The organism is Shewanella sp. GutCb, assembly GCF_002836135.1.
In the GTDB taxonomy this organism is placed as follows: domain Bacteria; phylum Pseudomonadota; class Gammaproteobacteria; order Enterobacterales; family Shewanellaceae; genus Shewanella.
Genome location: NZ_PJBL01000106.1, coordinates 106,079 through 129,615, shown reverse-complemented (window position 1 = coordinate 129,615; position 23,537 = coordinate 106,079). Strand labels below are relative to the sequence as shown.

At 43.4% G+C, this 23,537-nt stretch carries 19 protein-coding genes; 5 read left to right on the top strand and 14 right to left on the bottom strand.

The features are described from left to right. Positions 1-265: 265 nt before the first annotated feature. The 4 genes from bioD to bioB form a co-directional block, all read right to left on the bottom strand. Entirely contained in the window at positions 266-931 is a 666-nt protein-coding gene (gene bioD, locus CXF86_RS21975) for a dethiobiotin synthase (protein WP_102040027.1), read from the bottom strand. A 27-nt stretch (positions 932-958) separates the two neighbouring features. Further along, a complete protein-coding gene (locus tag CXF86_RS21970; protein WP_101091124.1) occupies positions 959-1,729 on the bottom strand; it encodes a methyltransferase domain-containing protein in 771 nt (256 codons plus the stop codon). Between the two features lie 55 nt (positions 1,730-1,784). Then, on the bottom strand, positions 1,785-2,978 hold the full coding sequence (locus CXF86_RS21965) for an 8-amino-7-oxononanoate synthase (protein WP_101091125.1): 1,194 nt from the start codon (positions 2,976-2,978) through the stop codon (positions 1,785-1,787). Between the two features lie 121 nt (positions 2,979-3,099). Continuing rightward, positions 3,100-4,152: a biotin synthase BioB gene (gene bioB, locus CXF86_RS21960; protein ID WP_101091126.1), complete on the bottom strand. Its 1,053-nt coding sequence runs from the start codon at positions 4,150-4,152 to the stop codon at positions 3,100-3,102. 246 nt (positions 4,153-4,398) lie between these two features. On the opposite strand from bioB, the gene bioA reads away from it, so the two are divergent. Next, the gene (gene bioA, locus CXF86_RS21955; RefSeq protein ID WP_102040026.1) at positions 4,399-5,763 is read left to right on the top strand and encodes an adenosylmethionine--8-amino-7-oxononanoate transaminase; all 1,365 of its coding nucleotides are present in this window, start codon (positions 4,399-4,401) and stop codon (positions 5,761-5,763) included. 94 nt (positions 5,764-5,857) lie between these two features. Here bioA and CXF86_RS21950 read toward each other — a convergent pair whose 3' ends face one another. Continuing rightward, the gene (locus CXF86_RS21950) at positions 5,858-6,844 is read right to left on the bottom strand and encodes a M61 family metallopeptidase (RefSeq protein ID WP_102040025.1); all 987 of its coding nucleotides are present in this window, start codon (positions 6,842-6,844) and stop codon (positions 5,858-5,860) included. A 1,207-nt stretch (positions 6,845-8,051) separates the two neighbouring features. On the opposite strand from CXF86_RS21950, the gene fusA reads away from it, so the two are divergent. Together fusA and CXF86_RS22895 are read left to right on the top strand one after the other, a co-directional pair. Next, on the top strand, positions 8,052-10,145 hold the full coding sequence (gene fusA, locus CXF86_RS21945; RefSeq protein WP_101091129.1) for an elongation factor G: 2,094 nt from the start codon (positions 8,052-8,054) through the stop codon (positions 10,143-10,145). A 437-nt stretch (positions 10,146-10,582) separates the two neighbouring features. Next, entirely contained in the window at positions 10,583-10,744 is a 162-nt protein-coding gene (locus tag CXF86_RS22895) for a hypothetical protein (RefSeq protein WP_180961136.1), read from the top strand. A gap of 78 nt (positions 10,745-10,822) precedes the next feature. On the opposite strand, the gene CXF86_RS21940 is transcribed toward CXF86_RS22895, so the two are convergent. Beyond that, positions 10,823-11,293, bottom strand: coding sequence for an AAA family ATPase (locus tag CXF86_RS21940; protein ID WP_101091131.1), 471 nt, complete (start codon positions 11,291-11,293; stop codon positions 10,823-10,825). 5 nt (positions 11,294-11,298) lie between these two features. Then, positions 11,299-12,033 carry a Sir2 family NAD+-dependent deacetylase gene (cobB, locus tag CXF86_RS21935; RefSeq protein ID WP_101091132.1) on the bottom strand — a complete coding sequence of 245 codons (735 nt, stop codon included), beginning with the start codon at positions 12,031-12,033 and terminating at the stop codon, positions 11,299-11,301. A 268-nt stretch (positions 12,034-12,301) separates the two neighbouring features. Here cobB and fur point away from each other — a divergent pair, with 268 nt between their 5' ends. Beyond that, entirely contained in the window at positions 12,302-12,733 is a 432-nt protein-coding gene (gene fur / locus CXF86_RS21930) for a ferric iron uptake transcriptional regulator (RefSeq protein WP_101091237.1), read from the top strand. A gap of 123 nt (positions 12,734-12,856) precedes the next feature. Here fur and CXF86_RS21925 read toward each other — a convergent pair whose 3' ends face one another. After that, positions 12,857-13,357, bottom strand: coding sequence for a GNAT family N-acetyltransferase (locus CXF86_RS21925; RefSeq protein ID WP_102040024.1), 501 nt, complete (start codon positions 13,355-13,357; stop codon positions 12,857-12,859). 210 nt (positions 13,358-13,567) lie between these two features. On the opposite strand from CXF86_RS21925, the gene CXF86_RS21920 reads away from it, so the two are divergent. After that, positions 13,568-15,238, top strand: a complete 1,671-nt coding sequence (locus tag CXF86_RS21920) for an FMN-binding glutamate synthase family protein (RefSeq protein ID WP_102040023.1) — start codon at positions 13,568-13,570, stop codon at positions 15,236-15,238. Here the strand turns inward: CXF86_RS21920 and CXF86_RS21915 are convergent. The 6 genes from CXF86_RS21915 to sucA all read right to left on the bottom strand — a co-directional run bounded on the left by CXF86_RS21915 (position 15,233) and on the right by sucA (position 23,506). Then, positions 15,233-16,156 (bottom strand): AEC family transporter, encoded by a 924-nt coding sequence (locus tag CXF86_RS21915; protein WP_102040022.1) that lies wholly within the window; start codon positions 16,154-16,156, stop codon positions 15,233-15,235. The two genes, CXF86_RS21920 and CXF86_RS21915, sit on opposite strands and share 6 nt — an antisense overlap. 261 nt (positions 16,157-16,417) lie before the next feature. Continuing rightward, positions 16,418-16,726 (bottom strand): hypothetical protein, encoded by a 309-nt coding sequence (locus CXF86_RS21910; protein ID WP_101091136.1) that lies wholly within the window; start codon positions 16,724-16,726, stop codon positions 16,418-16,420. A gap of 615 nt (positions 16,727-17,341) precedes the next feature. Next, the gene (gene sucD / locus CXF86_RS21905; RefSeq protein WP_101091137.1) at positions 17,342-18,214 is read right to left on the bottom strand and encodes a succinate--CoA ligase subunit alpha; all 873 of its coding nucleotides are present in this window, start codon (positions 18,212-18,214) and stop codon (positions 17,342-17,344) included. Further along, complete coding sequence (gene sucC, locus CXF86_RS21900) at positions 18,214-19,380, bottom strand: ADP-forming succinate--CoA ligase subunit beta (protein WP_101091138.1); 1,167 nt, start codon at positions 19,378-19,380, stop codon at positions 18,214-18,216. Before sucC ends, sucD begins: the two co-directional genes overlap by 1 nt. An 80-nt stretch (positions 19,381-19,460) precedes the next feature. Continuing rightward, positions 19,461-20,651: a 2-oxoglutarate dehydrogenase complex dihydrolipoyllysine-residue succinyltransferase gene (gene odhB / locus CXF86_RS21895; RefSeq protein ID WP_102040021.1), complete on the bottom strand. Its 1,191-nt coding sequence runs from the start codon at positions 20,649-20,651 to the stop codon at positions 19,461-19,463. Positions 20,652-20,683: 32 nt separating this feature from the next. Continuing rightward, positions 20,684-23,506, bottom strand: a complete 2,823-nt coding sequence (gene sucA / locus CXF86_RS21890; protein ID WP_102040020.1) for a 2-oxoglutarate dehydrogenase E1 component — start codon at positions 23,504-23,506, stop codon at positions 20,684-20,686. Positions 23,507-23,537 lie beyond the last annotated feature (31 nt).

Below are 23,537 nucleotides of genomic sequence, written 5' to 3'. Positions count from 1 at the left end.
AGATAAACACTCTTAAAGACATAATATGTCCAAAAGTTGAAATTTCAAGGTGCGCTAAGCAAAAAACAGTTCAACTGCGTTTATCTTAGACGATTCGCTTTATTTATCAGGAGCTGCGAGTTTATGCCGTTTTTATTAATCTAATCTTAAATCGCTACTGAATAGAAGGATAAGAAGATTAATCTTTTTTAACAGAGGGATAGCCCTTAATAAAATGAACAATTTAGCGTCATTTAAAGGGCTAAAATAGCGAGGAGTTGATTGTCTAAGCGAGCAGTGTTACATCAAGGTGCAACGCCGCTTCTGCTGCTGTAGCATTACCTAGATAAGGAATATGGCCAAGAAACGGTGCTGACATCATCTGTTGTAATGCCGCTAGGTTATCTTGTTGATTAGCCATGTCAGCGTCAACTTGATTCGCAACCCAGCCCGCAATTACAAGGCCATCTCGCTCAATCGCTTCTGCAGTCAACAACGCATGATTTAAGCACCCTAGTTTCATGCCAACCACTAATATTACTGGCAGTTGCATCGCTTGCACCACTTCAGACATGAAGTGACCATCGCCTAATGGCAAACGCCAACCACCCGCCCCTTCGACAAGTGCGAAGTCGGCCCCTAAATATTGCGCCATATTGAGTTGGGCTTGGATCTTTTTCGGTGACAACAAGATATTTTGTTCGCTCGCGGCGATATGCGGTGCAATAGCCGGTAAAAAGGCAAACGGATTAACGTCGTCATAAGGAAGCTTGATGCTTGATGCTGCCATCAGCGCTAGTGCATCACTGTTTCTAAGGCCCTGTTCGGTTTGCTCACAACCTGACGCTACAGGTTTAAACCCAACCGTTTCTCCCTTTACTGCTGTTAACAATGCTGAAGACACTAACGTTTTACCGCAGTCAGTGTCAGTCCCGGTTACAAAATAAGTCATGCATACTCCAAGGTTTTTCAGCCTTTATTAACGCGTCTTTCTCGCTTTGATAAAACTGATATTATAAGTCAAAGGAAGCCCCTGCGGGCCGCGGCTTAACTCTGCCTTATTAAGCAATTTTTGCCAATCGCCTCGCCCTCTCAATGTGACGTGACCTTGATTAAGCTGACTTTTAACCTCAACGGTAGATGCACCAACACCTTTAATGGACTGAAGTAACGACTTAAAGTCATTAAAATATACCGTGATAGCACGCGTCTCTATATGCTCAATGGTCCAAACATCTTCATTAAAGCAGTCTTTTATCGTTCGTTCGCTTTTAAATCGGTTAACGTTTAAGCGGAGATCTGACAGTTGGTACAGACTATTTTCGGCTACAATACTGGCATTAAACTCCCCCCCCACGTTAAGGACTCTATTGGCTTCTGCTACCGCAAGCGGCAGATTGCTACACCATTGCAGTGCAACATTGGAATAAACCGTCGCTATTGAAGCATCCAACAAAGGTAAGTTTTGCGCATCACCACACAGCGCCTTGTAATCTGGAAAGTCTTGTTTCAGCGTGCGCAGCATTCCTTGTGCGATGTCGACACAGATAACATCTTCGATATGATTAAAACGCGTAAATGAGGTTCCGGGGCCGCAACCAAGATCGAGTAAGGGTTGAGTAGGCGACATTTTATCGAACAAATACTTAGCTGCAATTCGCTGTAAAACATCATGTGAATGGTATGAAGATGCCGCTGCGGAGAACCGATGAGCGACATCACTTTTTAACTGGTTTACCCCTGTTTTCACGACATTGGATCCTAAACGCTATGAGAGATGGAAATCATACTGATAAACAAGCGCTTTAATCATCTTGTAAAATATCAGCAAGTACGGCGACAAATGCGTTAATCTCTTCTGCGCAATGCTCTGCTGTTATGGTGATTCGGAGTCTGGCACTTCCCTGAGTTACCGTAGGGGGTCTTATTGCGCCAACCCAAAAACCATGCTCTTTCAATCGTTTTGCAATCGCAAGGGTTCTCGCACTGTCACCGATAATAATCGGTTGAATTGCAGTGGTTGAGCCCGTTAAAGTGATATCTTTTGTTTTACATACTTCTATAAAACAATCAATGTTCTGCTGTAGCTGCTCATTGAGTGAGGGACGCTCAATAATTGTTTCTACTGCAGCGCAAACAGCGCACGCCATGGCAGGAGACAACGCCGTCGAATAGATATAATGACGGGCATTGGCAACGAGGTAGTCGATTAACTCACGGCTTCCTAAAATGGCTGCGCCCTGGCCGCCGAGTGCTTTTCCAAAAGTGACTATCTGCGCATCGATATGAATATCGCCTGCAAGTGCGCTGGCGCCAAGCCCCTTGTCGCCGATAATCCCAAAGCCATGTGCATCATCAACAATAAGCCACGCATTATACTGTCTACACAGCGCCGATAATTCAGCCAAAGGCGCAATATCGCCATCCATGCTAAAGACGCTTTCAGTTAATAAAGCGCAGGGAGCATGACGTTCAAAATGGGTGTTTACTGATGCTAAATCATTATGAAGAAAACGCTTTATAACAGCGCCACTCTCTTGTAATCCATCAATCACCGAGGCGTGTACCAGTTTATCGGCCACTACCGTATCGTTGCCGTTAAACAGGCTTTTCATTAAGGCATTATTGGCGCTAAAACCGGAGCAAAATAGTAATGCGGCTTCGTGACCCGTTGCTTGGCAAAGGACTTGCTCCAATTGTTGGTGGGCTTGATTATAACCAGTCACCAACGGAGACGATGTGCCGCCAACACCATAATCCTGCGCGCCTTTATGCAGCGCATCAATGACATTTGCAGACCTCGACAAGCCTAAGTAGTCATTACTGCTAAAATTTATGTATGGTAAATCATCGACTTCAAAGCAATTAGCATGTTCAGTATCAAGGATAACCTCAACTCTCTTTCTCAACAGTCCTTTATTATCGAGTTCACGATTTTTATCGATGACTCTCGATTGCAGTGAAGGCGGTGTTGTATTTCGATCAGCAGCGTCAGACATTAACTCGACTCAATTGAAAAGCGGAACCTAAGTACTCATAGTATAATAAAAACTTATCAATACGTTAGCCAAACGAGGCGCTAAAAATGAATGTTAGCGCCTGATATTGTTTTACTGAAAATTAAAGCGCTGCTGCATCGTAAAATGCTGAGGATTTTTTGTCTTGCTGTGCTGCAGCTTTAGCCAGCATGGCTTTATCTTGCTCTTTCGTTGCAGCCACGCCCTGCTCTGGGTGCAAACCTAAACGCTTAAACAAACTCATATCATCATTTTCTTCAGGATTTGCCGTGGTAAGTAACTTACAGCCATAGAAGATTGAGTTTGCCCCCGCAAAGAAGCACATGGCTTGTAATTCATCAGACATGCTTTCACGGCCGGCCGACAAACGTACACGAGATTTGGGCATGATAATACGCGCCACAGCGATAGTTCGCACAAACACAAGCGGATCTAAATCTTCAATATTCTCAAATGGCGTGCCTTCGACTTTAACCAACATGTTAATCGGTACTGAATCGGGGTGTTGCTCTAGGTTGGCTAACTGCTGCAGTAGCCCTGCTCTATCGGTTGCCTTCTCGCCCATCCCCACAATACCGCCTGAGCACACTTTCATTCCTGAAGCTCGCACATTTGATAGCGTGTCTAATCGATTTTGGTAAGTGCGGGTAGTGATGACTTCACCATAATATTCAGGTGAAGTGTCTAAGTTATGGTTGTAATAATCTAGTCCTGCATCGGCTAATTCACCGGCTTGGTCGGATGAAAGCATGCCTAGCGTCATGCACGTTTCCATGCCCAAGGCTTTAACCTCTTCAACCATGGTCTTTAGATAGGGCATGTCGCGCTCTTTTGGATTACGCCAAGCAGCCCCCATACAAAAACGTGAAGCGCCAGCCGCTTTTGCGCTACGCGCTTCAGTTAAGACCGTTTCCATTGCGACTAAACGTTCTTTTTCTAAACCAGTGTCATAACGAGCACTTTGCGGACAATACTTACAATCTTCCGGGCAAGCCCCTGTCTTTATAGAGAGTAAACGGCTGATTTGAACCTCATTGGGATCAAACTCTTGGCGATGTACGCTATGCGCCTGAAACAACAAATCATTCATTGGTAACGCAAACAAGGCTTCTATCTCTTCGCGTTGCCAGTTATTTCTCACTTGTACTTCAGACATACTTAATCCTTTTCTACCACACTCATTAAAAAAACGTGCTTTGGTATCAATACTAACGCTGTGTTTATAATTACTGAGCTAATAAATGTACAGGGAAAAGTAAGGGTTATAAATTATATCCTTACTAAGCAGTAACATAAGCCACAGGCATCGCGTGATCTAGTTATTATTTATCTTGCCTAGGATACCTACAAGCCTTAACCTGTCAACGCCAACCAGTTTAAAAGGTTTACTAACGGTTAATTTATGAACACAAAAAAATACTCAATCACTCAAGCCGTCGAGCAATCGGCCGATCAATCTATTGATTTGGAGTTTGATAAGAACCATCTTTGGCACCCTTATACGTCGATGGAAAATGCCTTGCCGGCTTTTGGTGTGGTAAGCGCTGAAGGGGTCGAACTCACATTGCAAAATGGTGACAAGCTAATTGATGGCACCAGTTCGTGGTGGGCCTGTGTTCATGGTTATAGTCATCCAAAAATAGTGGCCGCGATGCAACAGCAGACACAGCAGCTAAGCCATGTGATGTTTGGTGGTATCACCCATCGCCCTGCGATTGAGCTGGCAAGAATGCTTGTGGATATGACCAGTGAGCATCTTACAAAGGTATTTCTAGCCGATTCAGGTTCTATTGCAGTTGAAGTTTCAATGAAAATGGCGCTGCAATATTGGCAAGGTAAAGCCAAACCCGATAAACAGAAAATTCTTACGGTCAAGAGTGGTTACCATGGCGATACTTTTGCCGCTATGAGCGTTTGCGATCCTGATGGCGGTATGCATACCATGTTTGGCGAGTTGGTGACCAAACAGTTGTTTGCCCCCGCGCCAACCTCTTGCTTCGGGGATACGTTCGATCCTGAAGAATTGGTCTCTATTAGTGACATGTTTGAAAACAATCACCAACAGATTGCGGCAGTATTGATAGAGCCCATCATGCAAGGTGCGGGTGGCATGCGCTTTTATCACCCTGAGTATCTAACAGCTTTGCGCCGCCTTTGTGACAAATACGATGTGTTGCTCATTTTAGATGAAATCGCCACTGGATTTGGCCGTACAGGCAAATTATTTGCTTATGAACACGCCAACATTGAAGCCGACATTTTGTGTTTGGGTAAAGCGCTCACGGGTGGCTATATATCACTTGCTGCAACTATGTGTAGTGATAAGGTCGCCAAAGGTGTTAGCGACTCTCCTGCAGGCGTTTTCATGCATGGTCCTACTTTTATGGGGAATCCACTCGCTTGCTCTGCTGCCATCGCCAGTCTAGAACTGATAAACCAACAACAGTGGCAAGCGCAGGTATCAAGTATTGAGTCACAGATGAAATCTGAACTTGCTGACGCCAAGGCGTTTAGCAACGTTGTGAATGTCAGAGTACTCGGTGCCGTTGGCGTATTAGAGATGAATTCGATATTGAATACCGCTGAGCTTCAGCAGCAGTTTGTTGATTTAGGCGTTTGGATCCGACCTTTCTCCAATCTCATCTACATCATGCCGCCCTATACCATCTCAGCCACGCAGTTATCTAAACTCACAGCTGCGATGAAAACCGTCGCTAGCCAAATTAAGCTATCTGATGATAAACAGGCGTTTATCAGTCACGGTTAGGACAACAATAAACTCGCTGACGGTACAGGCCGTTGGCGTTGCATTATCTTTTTAGCCCACATTTTTATCGCCTTGAAGATTTAATGCTGAAAACTCAATTCTGTAATGAACCATCTTTTGAATGCGCTTGCGAATGCTCTGGAAAATGCCTTAGTAAATTGCCTTGTGATGAATAATACCGCGCTAATCGTTGCAGCTGCTCAGCTTTAATCATCGGGAAATCCTGTCTATCGATATAACGGCGGTACGTTTGATAAAATAAGCGAGTATCAGCAATAGCATCTAACTGCTGCATCAATGCTTCACCCGTACTCTCTTGTGCCAAACAACACTGACTGTATTTTCCGACCACCGCCGCCAAACTGCTTCCTTGTTGCATCAGCAGTAAGTCAACCTCAACAAAAAAGGCTGTACCGGTCCAATACACCCGCATATAGGCGTGCTGACGCCACATATCGGCCGAAACGTCGCTTAGTTTTCCCGGTCTTAATAATGTATTTTTACGCCCCCTCTCTAACCCCGCAAGCACCTTCTGCATGAACGCCTTTTTATCAATCACCCCACCGTTTAGCATGCTGACATTCTGCATATAGGTGGCAAAGCCCTCATTGAGCCAAAACGCTGAATAATTCAGGTAGGGAAGATATAGGTGTGATAACTCATGATATAAGGTCCAGTCATCAACAAAGTTTTGCAAAGGCCAAGTTGGATTAACTTGCAGCTTAACTTTATTGGGATCCCCCCGTATGACTTGAGCAAAAGGGACGGGTTCATTCGCAAATGATTTTTTGACCAATTCGACATTCAGTCTGTCGGCAGGCATTGGGCCTAACGTCAGTTCAACCACTTTCACACCATTTTCAAGCCAGTGCTTCATCTTCTGTAGCTGTGCTTTTTCGATATGAGATTGCTGAATCAAAACCTCAGTGGTATCACGTTCAGCTTTACTATAAGCACCTAAAGGCACTAGCAGCAGAATGAATACCATCGCTAAGCCAAGTAAGAGCCTGCTAATGAGGCCAATAAAGTTAACCGACTTGAGTTTACCGCCAATAGCAAAAATCATCCCTTTTACCTGCATATTTTATCCCTTACTCTATTTAGTTTTCAGCTAATCAAGTGGATTACGTAATGCTAGTGTAAAAGGGACAAATTATTGTGCAAAGGACTGTAACAAAGCATGAACGGTTTCGAGGGAACAAAATGTGGATAAGGTGGCTTGGGTGCCATTAAGTCAGCGATATATTCGCCACGCGCTTTTCCGCGTCGCTCAGTCGCTCTATTGTGGATTTGGCTACCGCGAGCATTTAAAACCGTCAATTCCCAGCGCTAACCGTCCTTACATTTGGTTACTATTTAGCTCATAAATGCTGCTTCTAGCGCTGATATTAACGCATTATAAACGTGCTCTTTAATGATCACCTTTTGACTGTCCATCGTCAGTAATGGTGTAAGTTTCAGCTAGCAGATGAACTAAGATGCGCTATACATTAGCAGTCATATCTTGCACCTTCGCACTCGCAACAACATCTTTACGACGCAGTTTATGTTCAGAAACCGGTTTTGCACAGCGGCTCTGCTCACCTCAGTGAATCGAAGCGCTTGATCTAGCTCAACATAAGATGAGTCGATAAGCCGAGGACTTTACTTGTTATTTGCAACGCCCGCTTATCCTGAAAGTGCACTAAAAGCGTGCGCCAATCATTAAAAGTTAGCAGTGTTACAATAGCAACTAGGTCAATTTATTTTTAAAGCTCAATCGATTAGCGATGCAGGTTAAGGTAAAGGCAAGAGCAATCATGAGCTGTTGAGCCCGTTCTTTCATTGGATTAGGTTCCGTTGAGCCTAAGCCCGCACTTTTCATGTTATTTATTTAGCATTTAACATTAATGTTGAATGCTAATATATCAAATACTCGCTGTTAGCCTTTAACGTCAGCTAACGGCTATTTTTCGAACTCACTATTGCAACTGACATTGCCGTTGGAATAACCGTTGGAAGTGCACCAAAAGCAACGCGAATCCTCTTCGTTTATTGGATCTGCTGAATCTGCAATATGCGTTAGCTTGCCACTGGCTTTTCAGTTCTCAGTATAAGAATTAAGCAACACCGCCTGCCAAACGGAGCGTTGTGAAACATTGCCCGGAGCCCTTTTAGGCCAAAAAATATGGTTTTTTCATGATATTTCGCGAAATTTAGCCCTGAATGATAAAAATGAATAAAATAAATGGGAAAGTATTGCTATACTTGCGCGGAATTTTAGAACGTAACTCCAATAGAGTAGAAAAATGACTGATTTATCAAAGTACAGAAACATTGGTATCTTTGCTCACGTTGACGCGGGTAAGACCACCACAACTGAGCGTATCCTTAAGCTTACCGGTAAAATCCATAAGATCGGTGAAGTTCATGATGGCGAATCAACAACTGACTTCATGGAACAGGAAGCTGAGCGTGGTATTACCATTCAGTCTGCTGCTGTTAGTTGTTTTTGGAACGACCACCGTTTCAACGTTATTGACACCCCTGGCCACGTTGACTTCACAGTAGAAGTTTATCGTTCTCTTAAAGTGCTTGATGGCGGTATCGGCGTATTCTGTGGTTCTGGTGGTGTTGAACCACAATCAGAAACTAACTGGCGTTATGCTAACGAATCAGAAGTTGCTCGTATCATCTTCGTCAACAAGTTAGACCGTATGGGTGCTGACTTCCTACGTGTTGTTAAGCAAACTAAAGATGTTCTGGGTGCTAACCCGATCATCATGGTACTTCCGATCGGTATCGAAGATGAGTTCACAGGTCTGGTTGATCTGCTGACTCGTAAGGCTTGGATATGGGACGAAACCGGACAAGCTGAAAACTACAAGATTGAAGAAATTCCTGCTGACATGGTAGAGCTTGTAGAAGAATACCGTGAAATGCTAATCGAAACTGCTCTTGAGCAAGACGATGACTTATTAGAAGCATACATGGAAGGCGTAGAGCCATCTATGGAAGACATCAAGCGTTGTATCCGTACCGGTACTCGTAAGATAGATTTCTTCCCAACATACTGTGGTTCTGCTTTCAAGAACAAAGGTATGCAGCTTCTGCTTGACGCCGTTGTTGATTACTTACCAGCTCCACAGGAAGTTGATCCACAGCCGCTTACCGACGAAGAAGGCGAGCCAAATGGTGAATTCGCTATCGTATCTGCCGATGAGCCACTTAAAGCATTAGCATTCAAGATCATGGATGACCGTTTCGGTGCCCTGACCTTCGTACGTATTTACTCAGGTACACTTAACAAGGGTGACACCATCCTTAACTCGTTCACAGGTAAAACTGAGCGTGTTGGTCGTATGGTTGAGATGCAAGCCGATGAGCGTAACGAGTTATCTTCAGCACAAGCTGGTGACATTATCGCTATCGTGGGTATGAAGAACGTGCAAACTGGTCACACTATTTGTGATCCTAAGCACCCTTGTACTCTAGAAGCTATGGTATTCCCAGAGCCAGTTATCTCTATCTCTGTTAAACCGACAGATAAAGGTGGCAGTGAGAAGATGGGTATCGCTATCGGTAAAATGATTGCTGAAGATCCAACTTTCCGCGTTGAAACTGACGAAGATTCAGGTGAAACCATCCTTAGAGGCATGGGCGAACTTCATCTAGACATTAAGGTTGATATCCTTAAGCGTACCTACGGTGTTGACTTGGTTGTCGGTGAGCCACAAGTGGCATACCGTGAGACTATCACTCAGGTTGTTGAAGATAGCTACACGCACAAGAAGCAGTCTGGTGGTTCTGGTCAATTCGGTAAGATCGATTACATCATCCGTCCAGGCGAAGCCAACACTGGTTTAACATTTACCTCTAAAGTTGTTGGTGGTAACGTTCCTAAGGAATTCTGGCCAGCCGTTGAGAAAGGCTTCAAGAGCTTAATGGGTACCGGTACTATTGCTGGTTTCCCTGTGCTTGACGTTGAGTTTGAACTTCATGATGGTGCTTTCCATGCAGTTGACTCGTCAGCTATCGCATTCGAAATCGCTGCAAAAGGTGCTTTCCGTCAGTCAATTCCAAAGGCAGATCCTAAGCTTCTTGAGCCAATCATGGCTGTTGACGTGTTCACTCCAGATGACCATGTTGGTGATGTTATTGGTGACCTTAACCGTCGTCGTGGCATGATTAAAGACCAAATGGCTGGCGTTTCAGGTGTTCGTATAAAAGCTGACGTAGCGTTATCAGAAATGTTTGGTTACATCAGTACACTACGTACTATGACATCAGGCCGTGGTCAGTTCTCTATGGAGTTCTCTCACTACAGTCAGTGTCCAAACAACATTGCTGAGAAAGTTATCGCTGATGTTAGAGAAAGAAAAGCTGCTGAAGCTAAGAAGTAACTATTAATCATAGTTATTGCTCCTAGGAGTTTTACACTTTAATAAAAGCCTATAGATGAAAATCTATAGGCTTTTTTATTGACTCACATATATGGTTATTTTAATCATCTTTATCTTTGACTTACAATAATGCCCTTGTTTTTAATAATCTAACGCACGTAATTATTCAGGGCTTAGACGCAAAGTCTCTGTTATCTTACAATGCTAAAATCGACTAACCTTGCCCTAGCCCCTGTTAATATGCCCTCTCGGTTTACAATCTACTTATTCAATCAAAACACTCACCCCCCCACGTGTTAGCAGATAACGAATTCAAGTTCAGAGAGACAGCAGATGGTGTGCCCCATAGAGCCATTTGATGGTGTTATGCCTGAACAAGTGTAAAGCAGGGCTTGCGACAAAGATGGTCAATTACAACTCTACGCTTAGATATTGCCTTGTCAGAAACCTATCTGAACCTCGACGATACCCAAGGCAACAAGGGTATTGACGCCAAACTAGAGCATGTTGAAGTTTACGCTGTGGTGACAATATTGTGCAGTCGAGCATACCTTGCATATCGCGATAAACGATGGATTAGCAACAGTGATGAGCGGTAAGATTGGCCCCATTATGGCTGATACGCCATTTACCATAATGACGTTTAGCGTAATAATGAAAGCTAAGCAGCCTAAGAATTAGTGGGCTTCAAACACTGATCCCATGCGTTTGATACTATTGAGTGGAACATGATGACGATTGCGTTTTGCGCACACTAATTGGTGTTCTAAATCTGTAGGAACACCCATTTGCTGTATGCGAACCTCGTACCCTAACGCTACTGCAGCAGCTTGATATGCCTTAAACTCCCACAGTGCTAGATTGGTGTTATCACAAATAACAAACGGTACAGCATCCGACATCGCTTCAATAAAGGCTGTCAGGTTTAATTGGTGGTATTTGGACAACAATTTAACATTAAACTGATAAATACCGTTTTGACAAAAGTACTGGTCGGTTGAAAAAACCTCGACTTGAGCGGGCGTGCCGCTCAACTCCATCTGCTGAACTTTAGCCTCGACAAACTGCGACACCCAGTAACTTTTACCACTACCGGGCAGTCCACGCATTATAATCGCCTGCCTTGGAGTATCAATTTGTTCACGCATTGACGCTACCCTACTTGTAACTGATCATTAAGGACTTTACCTTGCAGGATCTGTTCAACTAATTTCGGTAAAACCTCACTGGCTTTACCCTCTAAATGATACTGAAATTGACTGTGGCGATCTGCCGGCAATAAATTAACATCAATCGTTTGAGCACCATGGTGATTAGCGGTATCGACAAAACCCGCTGCGGGATAAACCGTGCCTGAAGTGCCAATGGCGATAAACAGATCGCACGTATCCAATGCATGTTGAATTCTATCGAGGCCTATTGGCATCTCTCCAAACCAAACAACATGAGGCCTGAGCCTTTGCGCTGGAATACAGCAGGTACAAGTATGATCTGGGCCAAAAGGCTCTCTAAGCAGAAAGGTTTGTCTAGAACGCGGACAACGTCCTTTTGAAAGTTCGCCATGCATATGCAATAGACGCTGTGATCCCGCTCTCTCATGCAAATCATCAATATTTTGCGTTACGACGAGCAACTTACCATCGAACTCACTTTCTAATTTTGCCAGGGCTAAATGACCTGCGTTAGGCTCGATGGACCCATTATGAAACTGTTGCCAGCGCTCATTATAAAATTTTTCAACGAGCAGTGGGTCATTCTCATAACCTTCAGGTGTGGCAACTTCTTCAATCTTGTGCTCCTCCCATAAACCATCTTGATCTCGAAAGGTACGTAATCCAGATTCTGCGGAGATCCCTGCTCCGGTTAATATCACTATCTGCTGGTACATCTACAATCCTATTTCTTAGTTTTATTATTTCCATTTTGCCTAGTTAACAACCCTTTTCACATTAGGCGTTAGTATAAACACTAATAACAATACAAAAAGTATGCTTAAATTGCTTGTTTTATATCGGCTTTATCGCTTTTATCTACAATAGATGGCTTATTGATAGATCAAAGGTTTAAGTTTTCTAATTGTGCACATATAATGGATTGCATACCCACATATGAACTGGCTCGTGTTATCAGGCCGTTCTGCAATCAAGAGACCAATAATGACAGATGGAAATCAAGCGCTAAAGAAAGCGGGTTTGAAAGTAACCTTACCACGAGTCAAAATTTTAGAATTGATGCAAGCGCCAGAGAGTCAACACATCAGTGCTGAAGATCTCTATAAAAAACTGCTCGTATTGGGTGAAGAAATTGGATTGGCAACTGTTTATCGAGTTCTCAATCAGTTTGACGATGCAGGCATTGTTACCCGCCACCACTTTGAAAGCGGCAAAGCAGTATTTGAACTTGCTACCCAGCATCATCATGACCATCTAGTTTGTTTAACTTGTGGCAAAGTGTTCGAATTCTCAGACGATATGATTGAGCAGCGTCAAGATGAAATCGCGATGAAGCACAATATTAAACTGACAAACCACAGTTTATACCTTTATGGTGTTTGCACTAACGACAACTGCGAGCACGGCGAAGCATAAAAGAAATTAAAAAAACAAAAACCAGCTTAATGCTGGTTTTTTTGTTTTATCTCCATTCCACTATATAGTTGCTCATTCCGCGGGAATTGAAATCACTGTATTCGAGTAAATGGGTTCTCGATATTAGAGATGTTTGTGAAAGACGTTTACTTTATGCCCCATAAATTTGTCTCTACCACGTTCTGTCATGCCTAACTTTTTAGCGACCCCTTCAGAGCCTTTATTACCGATCAAAATCAATGCAATCGCTTCTTTGACACCGTAATCTACGAATTTTGATAGTGCGGCACTGCCAGCCTCGCCTCCGATCCCTTTCCCCCAATAAGCGGGTAAGTAACGGTATCCCAATTCCACTTCATCAAACTCGTCGATATATTTCGGCCCACAAAAACCGATAACGTTACCATCGGCCTTATGCTCTACAGCCCAACGGCCATAGCCAAATTGTTCATAATTTTTCAATATCATATTTTCGAAAATCTGTTCAGCCTGAGAAATGTTCGTCATCGGCGCACCCGGTATATAGGTGAGAATTTCCGGAATACTATTGAGTAAAAAAATAGCTTTAATATCTTTAGACTCAAACCTGCGTAAGATTAGCCGTTCCGTTTCTGCGATTATCACTTTGAACTCCTTGGTATTGCACATCACTGCAACATACGACTGATTCAGCTTTGTATGCCTATCTGTATTCGCGACTCATTGACGATTATTGCTATTAATATACCCAGTTTCTGTTTAAATTAGAAAGTATTAAAACAAGTTTGCCTAAATTGCAATAATGGCTTTCAATATCACTGAGACTTATCTGCTGTATAATAGTAAGGAACAATTATGACCATCATGCAAAAATTCTTTTGGATTATCGCTTCCTTTGGAAATTTGTTCGCCATTAACTTTGCCCTCAGCCAGGTAGGTGTAGGGACGATATTATTGCTGCTGTTTACGCTCAGCTATACCGCTGTTGGTTATTTTGATATGTACCACAGCAAACATACTTTAAATCGTTTATACCCTGTTGTGGCGCATATTCGATACTTCCTTGAATCCTATCGTGTCGAAATTCAACAATATTTTATTGCCAATGACACTGAAGAGAAGCCTTTTAACCGCGAGCAGCGCTCACTAGTGTATCAAAGAGCTAAAAATGTACGTGACACCATTGCTTTTGGTACTCAGCGCGATCTTTTAGAAGATAATTATTTAAGTCTCTGGCAATCATTACACCCTCTGCATGTGGTGGCAGAGGCTAAACGTGTTCGCTTTGGTGGGCCTGACTGCTTAAAACCCTACGATGCCTCCTACTTAAACATATCAGCAATGAGCTTTGGCTCTCTTAGTGCTAATGCTATTGAAGCGCTAAACCTAGGCGCCCTGAAAGCCGGCTGTTACCACAATACAGGAGAAGGTAGTGTTAGCCCTTACCACTTGAAACATCATGGTGATATCGTTTGGCAGATTGGCTCAGGATTATTTGGATGCCGTGATGATGAAGGTAACTTTAACCCAGACACTTTCAGTGCCATGGCAACTCGACCACAGATAAAGATGATTGAGATAAAGCTCTCACAAGGCGCAAAACCCGGACATGGCGGCGTTTTACCCGCAGCAAAAATCACTGATGAAATTGCCGCTATACGCCATATTCCCAAAGACAGAGATTGTGTGTCTCCCGCGGTTAACCCTGAATGTACAACTCCCAAAGATCTGCTCAATTTTGTTGTTAAACTGAGAACATTAAGCGAAGGAAAACCGGTTGGCTTCAAACTATGCATGGGTAATCCAGTTGAATTTCTGGGTCTATGCAAAGCGATGCTTGAAACAGGGATAACACCCGACTTCATCACTGTAGATGGTGCAGAGGGCGGCACTGGTGCCGCACCCGTCGAGTTTTCTAATCGTTTAGGCATGGTATGTCTTGAAGGCGTATATTTTGTTCACAATGCGCTTATAGGCACTGGACTCAGAGACAAAATTAATATTATCGCTTCGGGTAAAACAGCATCCAGTTTCGACTTGTTAGCCAAAATTGCCATGGGTGCGGATACCGTTAATGCAGCCCGCACCATGATGATGTCGCTTGGCTGTATTCAATCTCGTCATTGTAATAACAACATGTGTCCTACGGGCATTGCCACACAAGATCCCGCCAGAAGCAAGGCGGTTAATGTGGTTGAAAAAAGTGAACGGGTTAAAAACTACCACAACAACACCATTGAAAGCTTCTTCGAACTGGTCGGTACGATGGGGTTAGATAATCCCGCCAAACTCATGCCGCATATGCTAAAAAGACGCACCCCATATGGCCTACTAATGTCTGTAGGCAGTCTCATTAAACCTTTAAAGGAAAATGACTTGGTCGATGAAAAACCAATAGAGGGACCTTGGAGAGAATGGTGGAGGATGGCAAACAGCGAAGATTTTTACAGCGAAGATACCTATATCCTATCGCCAGCGGAGTTTTCTCGCGCTAGACATGCGAGCAATAATGTAAATCACTCATAATAAAATCGCTAACCAAAAGCTCATTGAAAATACACACAGTACTGTGGAAAGCACCACAGTACTGGCTATCACTGTTTGTTGAGCCTTTACTTGCATTGCCACCAGATATGCATTGATACCGAGAGGTGAAGCACTTAAGAGTACAAGTACCGCTAACAGTTGCTCCTCCAACTTCAATGATAACCCCAAAGCATAAACGAGCGAAGGAAGCAGTAACAACTTAACCAACGAAGCAAGCAATGCCAATTTCCAGTCCTTAGCTATTTTATAAAAACTCAGGTTGGCACCCAATACAAAAAGTGCACAGGCTAACGCTGGCTGACTAAGTAAATTAATCCCATTAACCACATTTTCATATAGCGGAATGTGCAGTAAATTCAGCAGTAAACCTAAAGAAATACTCATCACTATCGGGTTAAGCACTATCCCTTTTATAAAAGGCCAACACTTAACACCAGCGCCCTCTTCTCTCAACGCTAGCATGAAGGTTAAAGAGAACAGTAATGCACTATGAAATGTAATAATTACAAATACATTTCCCATCATCTCTTGTCCAAGCGCCCCGATAATAATAGGTAGGCCGACCAAGATTGTATTTGAATAACTGCATCCGAGGCCGTAAGCAGACGCATTAGCGATAAGCTTAGCCTGACCTTTACGTAGGAAACAATATAACGCGACGCCGACGCCATATGCTGTAAGTACAGGCAAGTAAAAACAGGCTAAGGCTTTAACATCAAAGCTCTTACTAAGGTCTGCTTGAACCATATTAATAAACAAAAACGCAGGTATGCTGAGATAGAAGGTAAACAAACTAATACCGCTAATTTGTTCTTTAGAAAAAATGGATTTAGTGGTTAATACATAACCTAAAACAGCCATAAAAATGAGCGGGAAAACGATTGAAATAATAACCATTTTTTGTTTACAACATCCTATAAAATTGTAGCAACCCAAGTCTATCGACCGAGAAAAATTAGCCGTAATGGTAACAGATTAAAGGGATATTAAAGTCATTTAACGAAGTGAACCAAGGTAAACACTGACTTATATGAAAAATAGTGTTTGGAGATAGGAATTAAATTATTGAGGGGCTATAAGCATCCGCTGCTAACAATATTAAATTTTTTACAAAGAGACTAAATCCCAAAGAAGATCCCACAGACTCGTTGACCTCGCTTAATTATTAGAGATATTTAGCGGTATGACATTACAAAAAATCTCTTTCTCAAACTGCTCTTCGAGCTTTACACGCCACGATTGTTTATTAATTGGAACTAGATAAAAATTTTCACGAGACGTGTCCGTCACAAAAGCTAAATCATGACGCATTAATTCAAAATGAATATCATTAACAAAATCTGATGAAAAATTTTGCCGACCCGTAAGCTGATTGATATCTTTTCGGCTTAAAGATACTCCTTCACTAAGCCCTTCAAACCTTAACCTTAACCAATCCGAAAACTCTTTTGCACTGACCATAGACATATAATGTACCTACAAGTTCCTCTATAGATAAATTAGGTATAACAGATGGTGGCTATACCGCCATATTTTTGACTAAATATAGCGATTTTTGCACCATAAGTTCTAGCCACACTGATAAATGCACTATTAAGCTCTAAAAACAATAAGGCAGATTAATGTAGATACGCTAACAGTGCTTCTTTAAATGAGTCTTCTCCAGTGTTTAACCCATCACGTTAACGGCATACCAATAGCTTGTTTAAAACTGCAACTCGATTAGCTTTTCGTTTGATCAATAGGACTTCTATATTATTCGCTGATTAATATTTTTAATCGTTTAAATACCGTTAACCCCACCGACTTTAATTTAAGAAGTGCTGGTAGAAATATTTTATGGTAGCTAATGCTGCAAATTGAAAACGTTGCAGATGGTACGCTAGGTATTATGGAAGAGTCAGTGATTTATAATGAGCAGTAATAGTGCTGTCTTATGCTTGCGACAAAAATAATAATTAGAAATGACTTAATGCCCTAATGAATATCGCTAACTAAAATAGAAATCATCTATGAGCCCTTTAAATGAGCCAATAAAAAAGCCGCTCTACAAGAGAGCGGCTTTTCAATAAAACGTGGTTATTACCAACCCGTTCTAGTACGAAGTGCTTTACCAATATCAGCAAGAGAACGTACAGTTGTTACGCCTGCTGCTTCTAGCGCAGCAAACTTATCTTCTGCAGTACCTTTACCGCCAGCGATAATCGCGCCAGCATGGCCCATACGCTTGCCTTCAGGTGCAGTAACACCAGCAATGTATGAAACAACAGGCTTAGTCACATTCGCTTTAATGTATTCAGCTGCTTCTTCTTCAGCAGTACCACCAATTTCACCAATCATTACGATTGCTTCAGTTTGTGGATCGTTTTGGAACATTTCCAATACGTCGATGAAGTTAGTACCAGGAATAGGGTCGCCACCAATACCAACACATGTTGATTGGCCGAAACCTTCGTCAGTTGTTTGCTTAACCGCTTCGTACGTCAACGTACCAGAGCGAGAAACAATACCGACTTTACCCGGCTTGTGAATATGACCAGGCATGATACCAATCTTACATTCACCCGGAGTGATAACACCTGGGCAGTTAGGACCGATCATACGTACGCCAGTCTCTTCAAGTTTAACTTTAACTTGAAGCATATCTAACGTAGGAATACCTTCAGTAATACATACGATTAGCTCAATGCCACCGTCGATTGCTTCAAGGATTGCATCTTTACAAAAAGGTGCTGGTACGTAGATAACTGACGCTGTAGCGCCTGTCACTTCAACTGCGTCTTTAACAGTATTAAATACTGGAAGACCTAGGTGAATTTTACCGCCTTTCCCTGGTGATACACCACCGACCATCTGAGTACCGTAATCGATAGCTTGCTCAGAGTGGAATGTACCTTGACCGCCAGTGAAACCTTGACAGATAACTTTGGTATCTTTATTAATTAAGACAGACATTATTTGCCCTCCGCAGCTTTAACAACTTGCTCAGCCGCGTCAGTTAGACTTGTAGCAGCAATGATATCTAGATCTGAGTTCGCAAGCACTTCACGACCCAGTTCAGCGTTAGTCCCTTCTAGACGTACAATAACAGGCACTTCAACGCCAACTTCTTTCACTGCGCCAATGATGCCTTCAGCAATCATGTCACAACGAACGATACCGCCAAAGATGTTCACAAGAACAGCCTTAACATTTGAATCTGACAAGATGATCTTGAATGCTTCAGCAACACGTTCTTTAGTTGCTCCGCCTCCTACATCGAGGAAGTTAGCCGGCTTGCCGCCATGAAGGTTTACGATATCCATCGTACCCATTGCTAGGCCTGCGCCGTTAACCATACAACCCACGTTTCCGTCAAGTGCTACATAGTTAAGTTCAAACTTAGCAGCGTGAGCTTCACGAGCATCATCTTGTGATGGATCGTGCATATCACGGATTTTAGGCTGACGGAATAAAGCGTTACCGTCGATACCAATCTTGCCATCAAGACAATGAATGTTGCCTTCGTTTGTGATAACAAGTGGGTTGATTTCGAGTAATGCGAAATCATGATCTTCAAACATTTTCGCCAAGCCCATAAAGACTTTAGTGAACTGCTTCATTTGTGTTGGGTTTAGACCCAATTTGAAGCCAAGATCACGTGCTTGGTATGGTTGAGGACCTGTAATCGGGTCGATGATAGCTTTATGGATCAACTCTGGCGTTTCTTCTGCCACAGTTTCAATTTCAACACCACCTTCAGTTGAAGCCATGAACACAACGCGTCGTGTTGCACGGTCTACAACAGCACCTAGGTATAATTCTTCTGCGATATCGGTACAGGTTTCTACTAAGATTTTAGCAACCGGCTGGCCTTTCTCGTCAGTTTGATAAGTTACTAGGTTCTTACCTAACCACTTTTCAGCAAATGCTCTGATCTCTTCTTTATCGCCAGTAACTTTAACGCCACCTGCTTTACCACGGCCGCCTGCGTGTACTTGACACTTAACAACCCACATATCACCGCCAATATGTCCTGCAGCTTCTACAGCTTCTTGAGCTGTATCACATGCAAAACCTTCTGACACTGGTAAACCATATTCGGCAAATAAAGATTTTGCCTGATACTCATGCAAATTCATGATGATCTATCCATTATACTACTAATCAATTTTTCAACAGGCCCAAATGGACCTGCAGCGAGGGTATTGTCTGTCTTGATTTATAGGTCAAGTAGCAGACGAGTTGGGTCTTCTAGGAAGTCTTTAATAGCAACCAAATAACCAACCGACTCACGACCATCTACGATACGATGATCGTAAGAAAGTGCGAGGTACATCATAGGCAGGATTTCAACCTGACCATTAACTGCCATAGGGCGATCTTTGATGGCATGCATGCCTAAAATCGCGCTTTGTGGCAGGTTCAAAATTGGAGTCGACATTAGCGAGCCAAATACACCACCGTTAGTGATGGTGAAGTTACCGCCGGTCATGTCAGCAACAGTTAACTTACCGTCACGGCCTTTAAGCGCAAGTTCACGAACATTACGCTCGATGTCTGCAAGGCTCATCTTATCGGTGTCACGCAGCACTGGAGTCACTAGACCACGAGGGGTCGAAACGGCGATGCTGATGTCGAAATAGTTATGATAAACAATTTCGTCACCATCAATAGAAGCGTTAACTTCTGGGAATCGCTTCAATGCTTCAGTCACGGCTTTCACGTAGAAAGACATAAAACCTAAACGGATACCGTGGCGCTTCTCAAAAACTTCTTGATATTGCTTACGGATATTCATGATTGGCTTCATGTTAACTTCGTTAAACGTCGTTAGCATGGCAGTAGAATTTTTAGCTTCAAGTAGACGATTAGCAATCGTCTTACGCAGACGGCTCATCGGTACACGCTTTTCACTACGTTCAGCAAGCGGCGCTGCAACAACGGCTGGTGCGCTAGGGGCAGGAGCTGCTTTAGCATTTTTAACAAATGCTTCAACATCTTCCTTAGTAATACGGCCACCAACGCCAGTGCCTTTAACTGCGTTTGCATTAAGATTATGCTCAGCAATTAAACGTCGAACTGATGGGCTTAAAGCATCACTTGTCTCTTCAGCTGCAGCTGCAGGCGTTGCCGCTTCAGCTTCAGCTTTAGTCACTTCTTGACCCGCTACTGCGCCAGCAACGAACTTAGCAATCACGGCTTCGCCTAAAACAGTCTCGCCTTCTTCCGCAAGGAATTCAGCAATTTGACCATCTTCAGGTGCAACAACTTCAAGTACGACTTTGTCGGTTTCAATATCAACAAGGATTTGATCACGAGAAACTTGCTCACCAGCTTGAACATGCCAAGTAGCAATAGTTGCATCAGCAACAGATTCTGGCAGTACGGGTACCTTAATTTCGATACTCATGGATAACGATCCTTTTTATATAATGTCTATAACTACAGTTTTAATGCACTGCTAATTAACGATTCTTGTTGCTGAGCGTGCAGCGTAGGGTAACCACATGCTGGCGCTGCTGAAGCTTCACGACCGGCGTAGCTCAACTGAGCTCCTGCAGGTACAACGCTCCAGAAATGATGTTGGCTGCAATACCAAGCCCCTTGGTTTTGCGGCTCTTCTTGGCACCAAACAAAATCTTTGACGTGTGCATAATCAGCGATCATCGCTGCCGCTTCTTCATGTGGGAACGGATATAATTGTTCCACGCGAATAAGTGCGACGTTATCTTTGCCTTCTTTACGACGACGCTCTAGCAATTCGAAGTAAACTTTACCGCTACAGAACACAACGCGATCAACTTTACTCGGCTCTAAGTCATCAATTTCACCGATAACATTTTGGAATGTACCTTCGGCTAACTCTTCCAAGCTTGAAACCGCTAATGGATGACGTAGCAGTGATTTAGGTGACATAACCACAAGTGGACGACGCATAGGACGTACAACTTGACGGCGCAACATGTGATAAACCTGCGCTGGCGTTGATGGCACACAAACTTGCATATTGTGGTTAGCACAAAGCTGTAAGAAGCGTTCTAGACGCGCACTTGAATGCTCAGGGCCTTGACCTTCATAACCGTGTGGCAGCAACATCGTTAGGCCACATAGACGGCCCCACTTTTGCTCACCAGATGACAAGAATTGGTCAATCACCACCTGTGCACAGTTAGCGAAATCACCAAACTGAGCCTCCCACAGTGTCAGTCCACCAGGTTCCGCCGTTGCATAGCCATACTCAAATGCAAGCACTGATGCCTCAGACAAGACAGAATCAATAAGGTCAATTGGGCCTTGATCGTCAGCGATATTACGCAATGGCATATACGCCGTTGCGTCATTTTGATTATGCAATACAGCATGACGATGGAAGAATGTTCCACGGCCTGAATCTTGACCTGTAATGCGGATACGCTTCTTATCTTCAAGAATGGATGCGTATGCCAACGTCTCGGCAAAACCCCAATCGAGAAGCTTTTCGCCAGCAGCCATCGATAGACGGTCTTTGTAGATTTTTGCTACTCGAGATTGCAACTTGTGGCTTTCTGGCACATAACTGATTTTATCGGCGAGGTTCTTAATGCGATCCATTGACATTTGCGCAGGATAATCATCATTCCACTCAGCGCCGATATAGGGTGTCCAGTCGACAGAATGTAACGTCATAGGACGCCACTCTTTAACCACACAATCGCCTTCATCTAATGCATCACGATAAGCGTTCACCATCGAGGTTACTTCGTCGCTGCCGATTGCATTTTCAGCAATGAGCTTGTCGGCGTAGATTTTTCTTGGTGTAGGATGTTTTTTGATTTTGGCGTACATCAATGGCTGAGTCGCACTCGGCTCATCCGCTTCGTTATGGCCATGACGACGATAACAAACCAAATCAATCACCACATCACGCTTAAATTCATTTCGGTAATCAACAGCAAGTTGAGAAACAAAAGCGACCGCTTCAGGGTCATCAGCATTAACGTGAAAAATAGGCGCCTGTACCATCTTGGCAATATCAGTACAGTATTCTGTTGAACGAACATCTTCCATCAAGTTTGTGGTAAAACCGACTTGGTTGTTGACAACGATACGGATTGAACCGCCTACTTTAAAGCCGCGAGTTTGCGACATATTAAAGGTTTCTTGAACAATGCCCTGACCCGTAATAGCAGAATCACCATGGATGGTGATTGGCATCACTTGCAGGCCGGTGTCACATTCACGTCGGTCTAAACGAGCACGTACTGAACCAATAACCACTGGATTTACGATCTCTAAGTGAGATGGGTTAAAGGCGAGTGCAAGATGGACATTGCCACCGGGTGTTTCAAAATCTGAGGAAAAACCTTGGTGATACTTAACATCACCCGAGCCGTTAAGTTCATCGCTATGCTTACCGGCAAATTCATCAAACAACTCTGATGGTTTTTTACCAAGCACATTGACGAGTAGATTTAAACGACCACGGTGAGCCATGCCGATGACCACTTCTTTGGTACCTGCATCACCCGCACGATAAAGTATTTCGCGCATCATAGGAACAAGCGCATCACCACCTTCGAGTGAGAAACGTTTTGCACCTGGGAACTTAGCTCCAAGGTATTTTTCGATACCTTCGGCTGCGTTAAGTCCTTCAAGAATGCGAGTTTTATCGGCTTTAGAATATTTTGCGGCACCGAGAGACGGTTCGAGACGTTGCTGGATCCAGCGTTTCTCGTCCGTATCAGTGATATGCATGTATTCTGCGCCAATCGAACCACAATAAGTGGCTTTTAACGCTTTAACAAGATCGACTAGCTTCATGGTATCACCACCATGAGCAAACGAACCGGTATTGAATTCACGCTGCATATCATCGCTGTCTAGACCGTGGAAAACCGGGTCTAATTCAGAAACTTTATCGCGTTTCCAAATGTCTAACGGGTCCAAATTCGCGTTCTGATGACCACGAAAACGGTGCGCGTTAATCATCTGTAGGACTTTAACTTGTTTTGCATCGACTTCGTGATCGGTCACCTTAGGTGAACCTTTCTGACGTCCATCTAATGCAAGACTACGAAAATAGTCGCGTACTTTAGAGTGGGCAGCTTCAGGCACGTCACTAGATGTACCATTCACTAGAGGGAGGTTATCAAACACGACACGCCAGTCTTCAATTACTGACTGCGGATCTTCTTGATAGGCTTCATACATCTCTTCTACATAGGTCAAATTCGCGCCATTAAGATGAGACGATTCAAGCCAGGCTTTCATGATGCCTTGGTGCATTTCTATTCCTTTCAAACTGTATACACGTGCT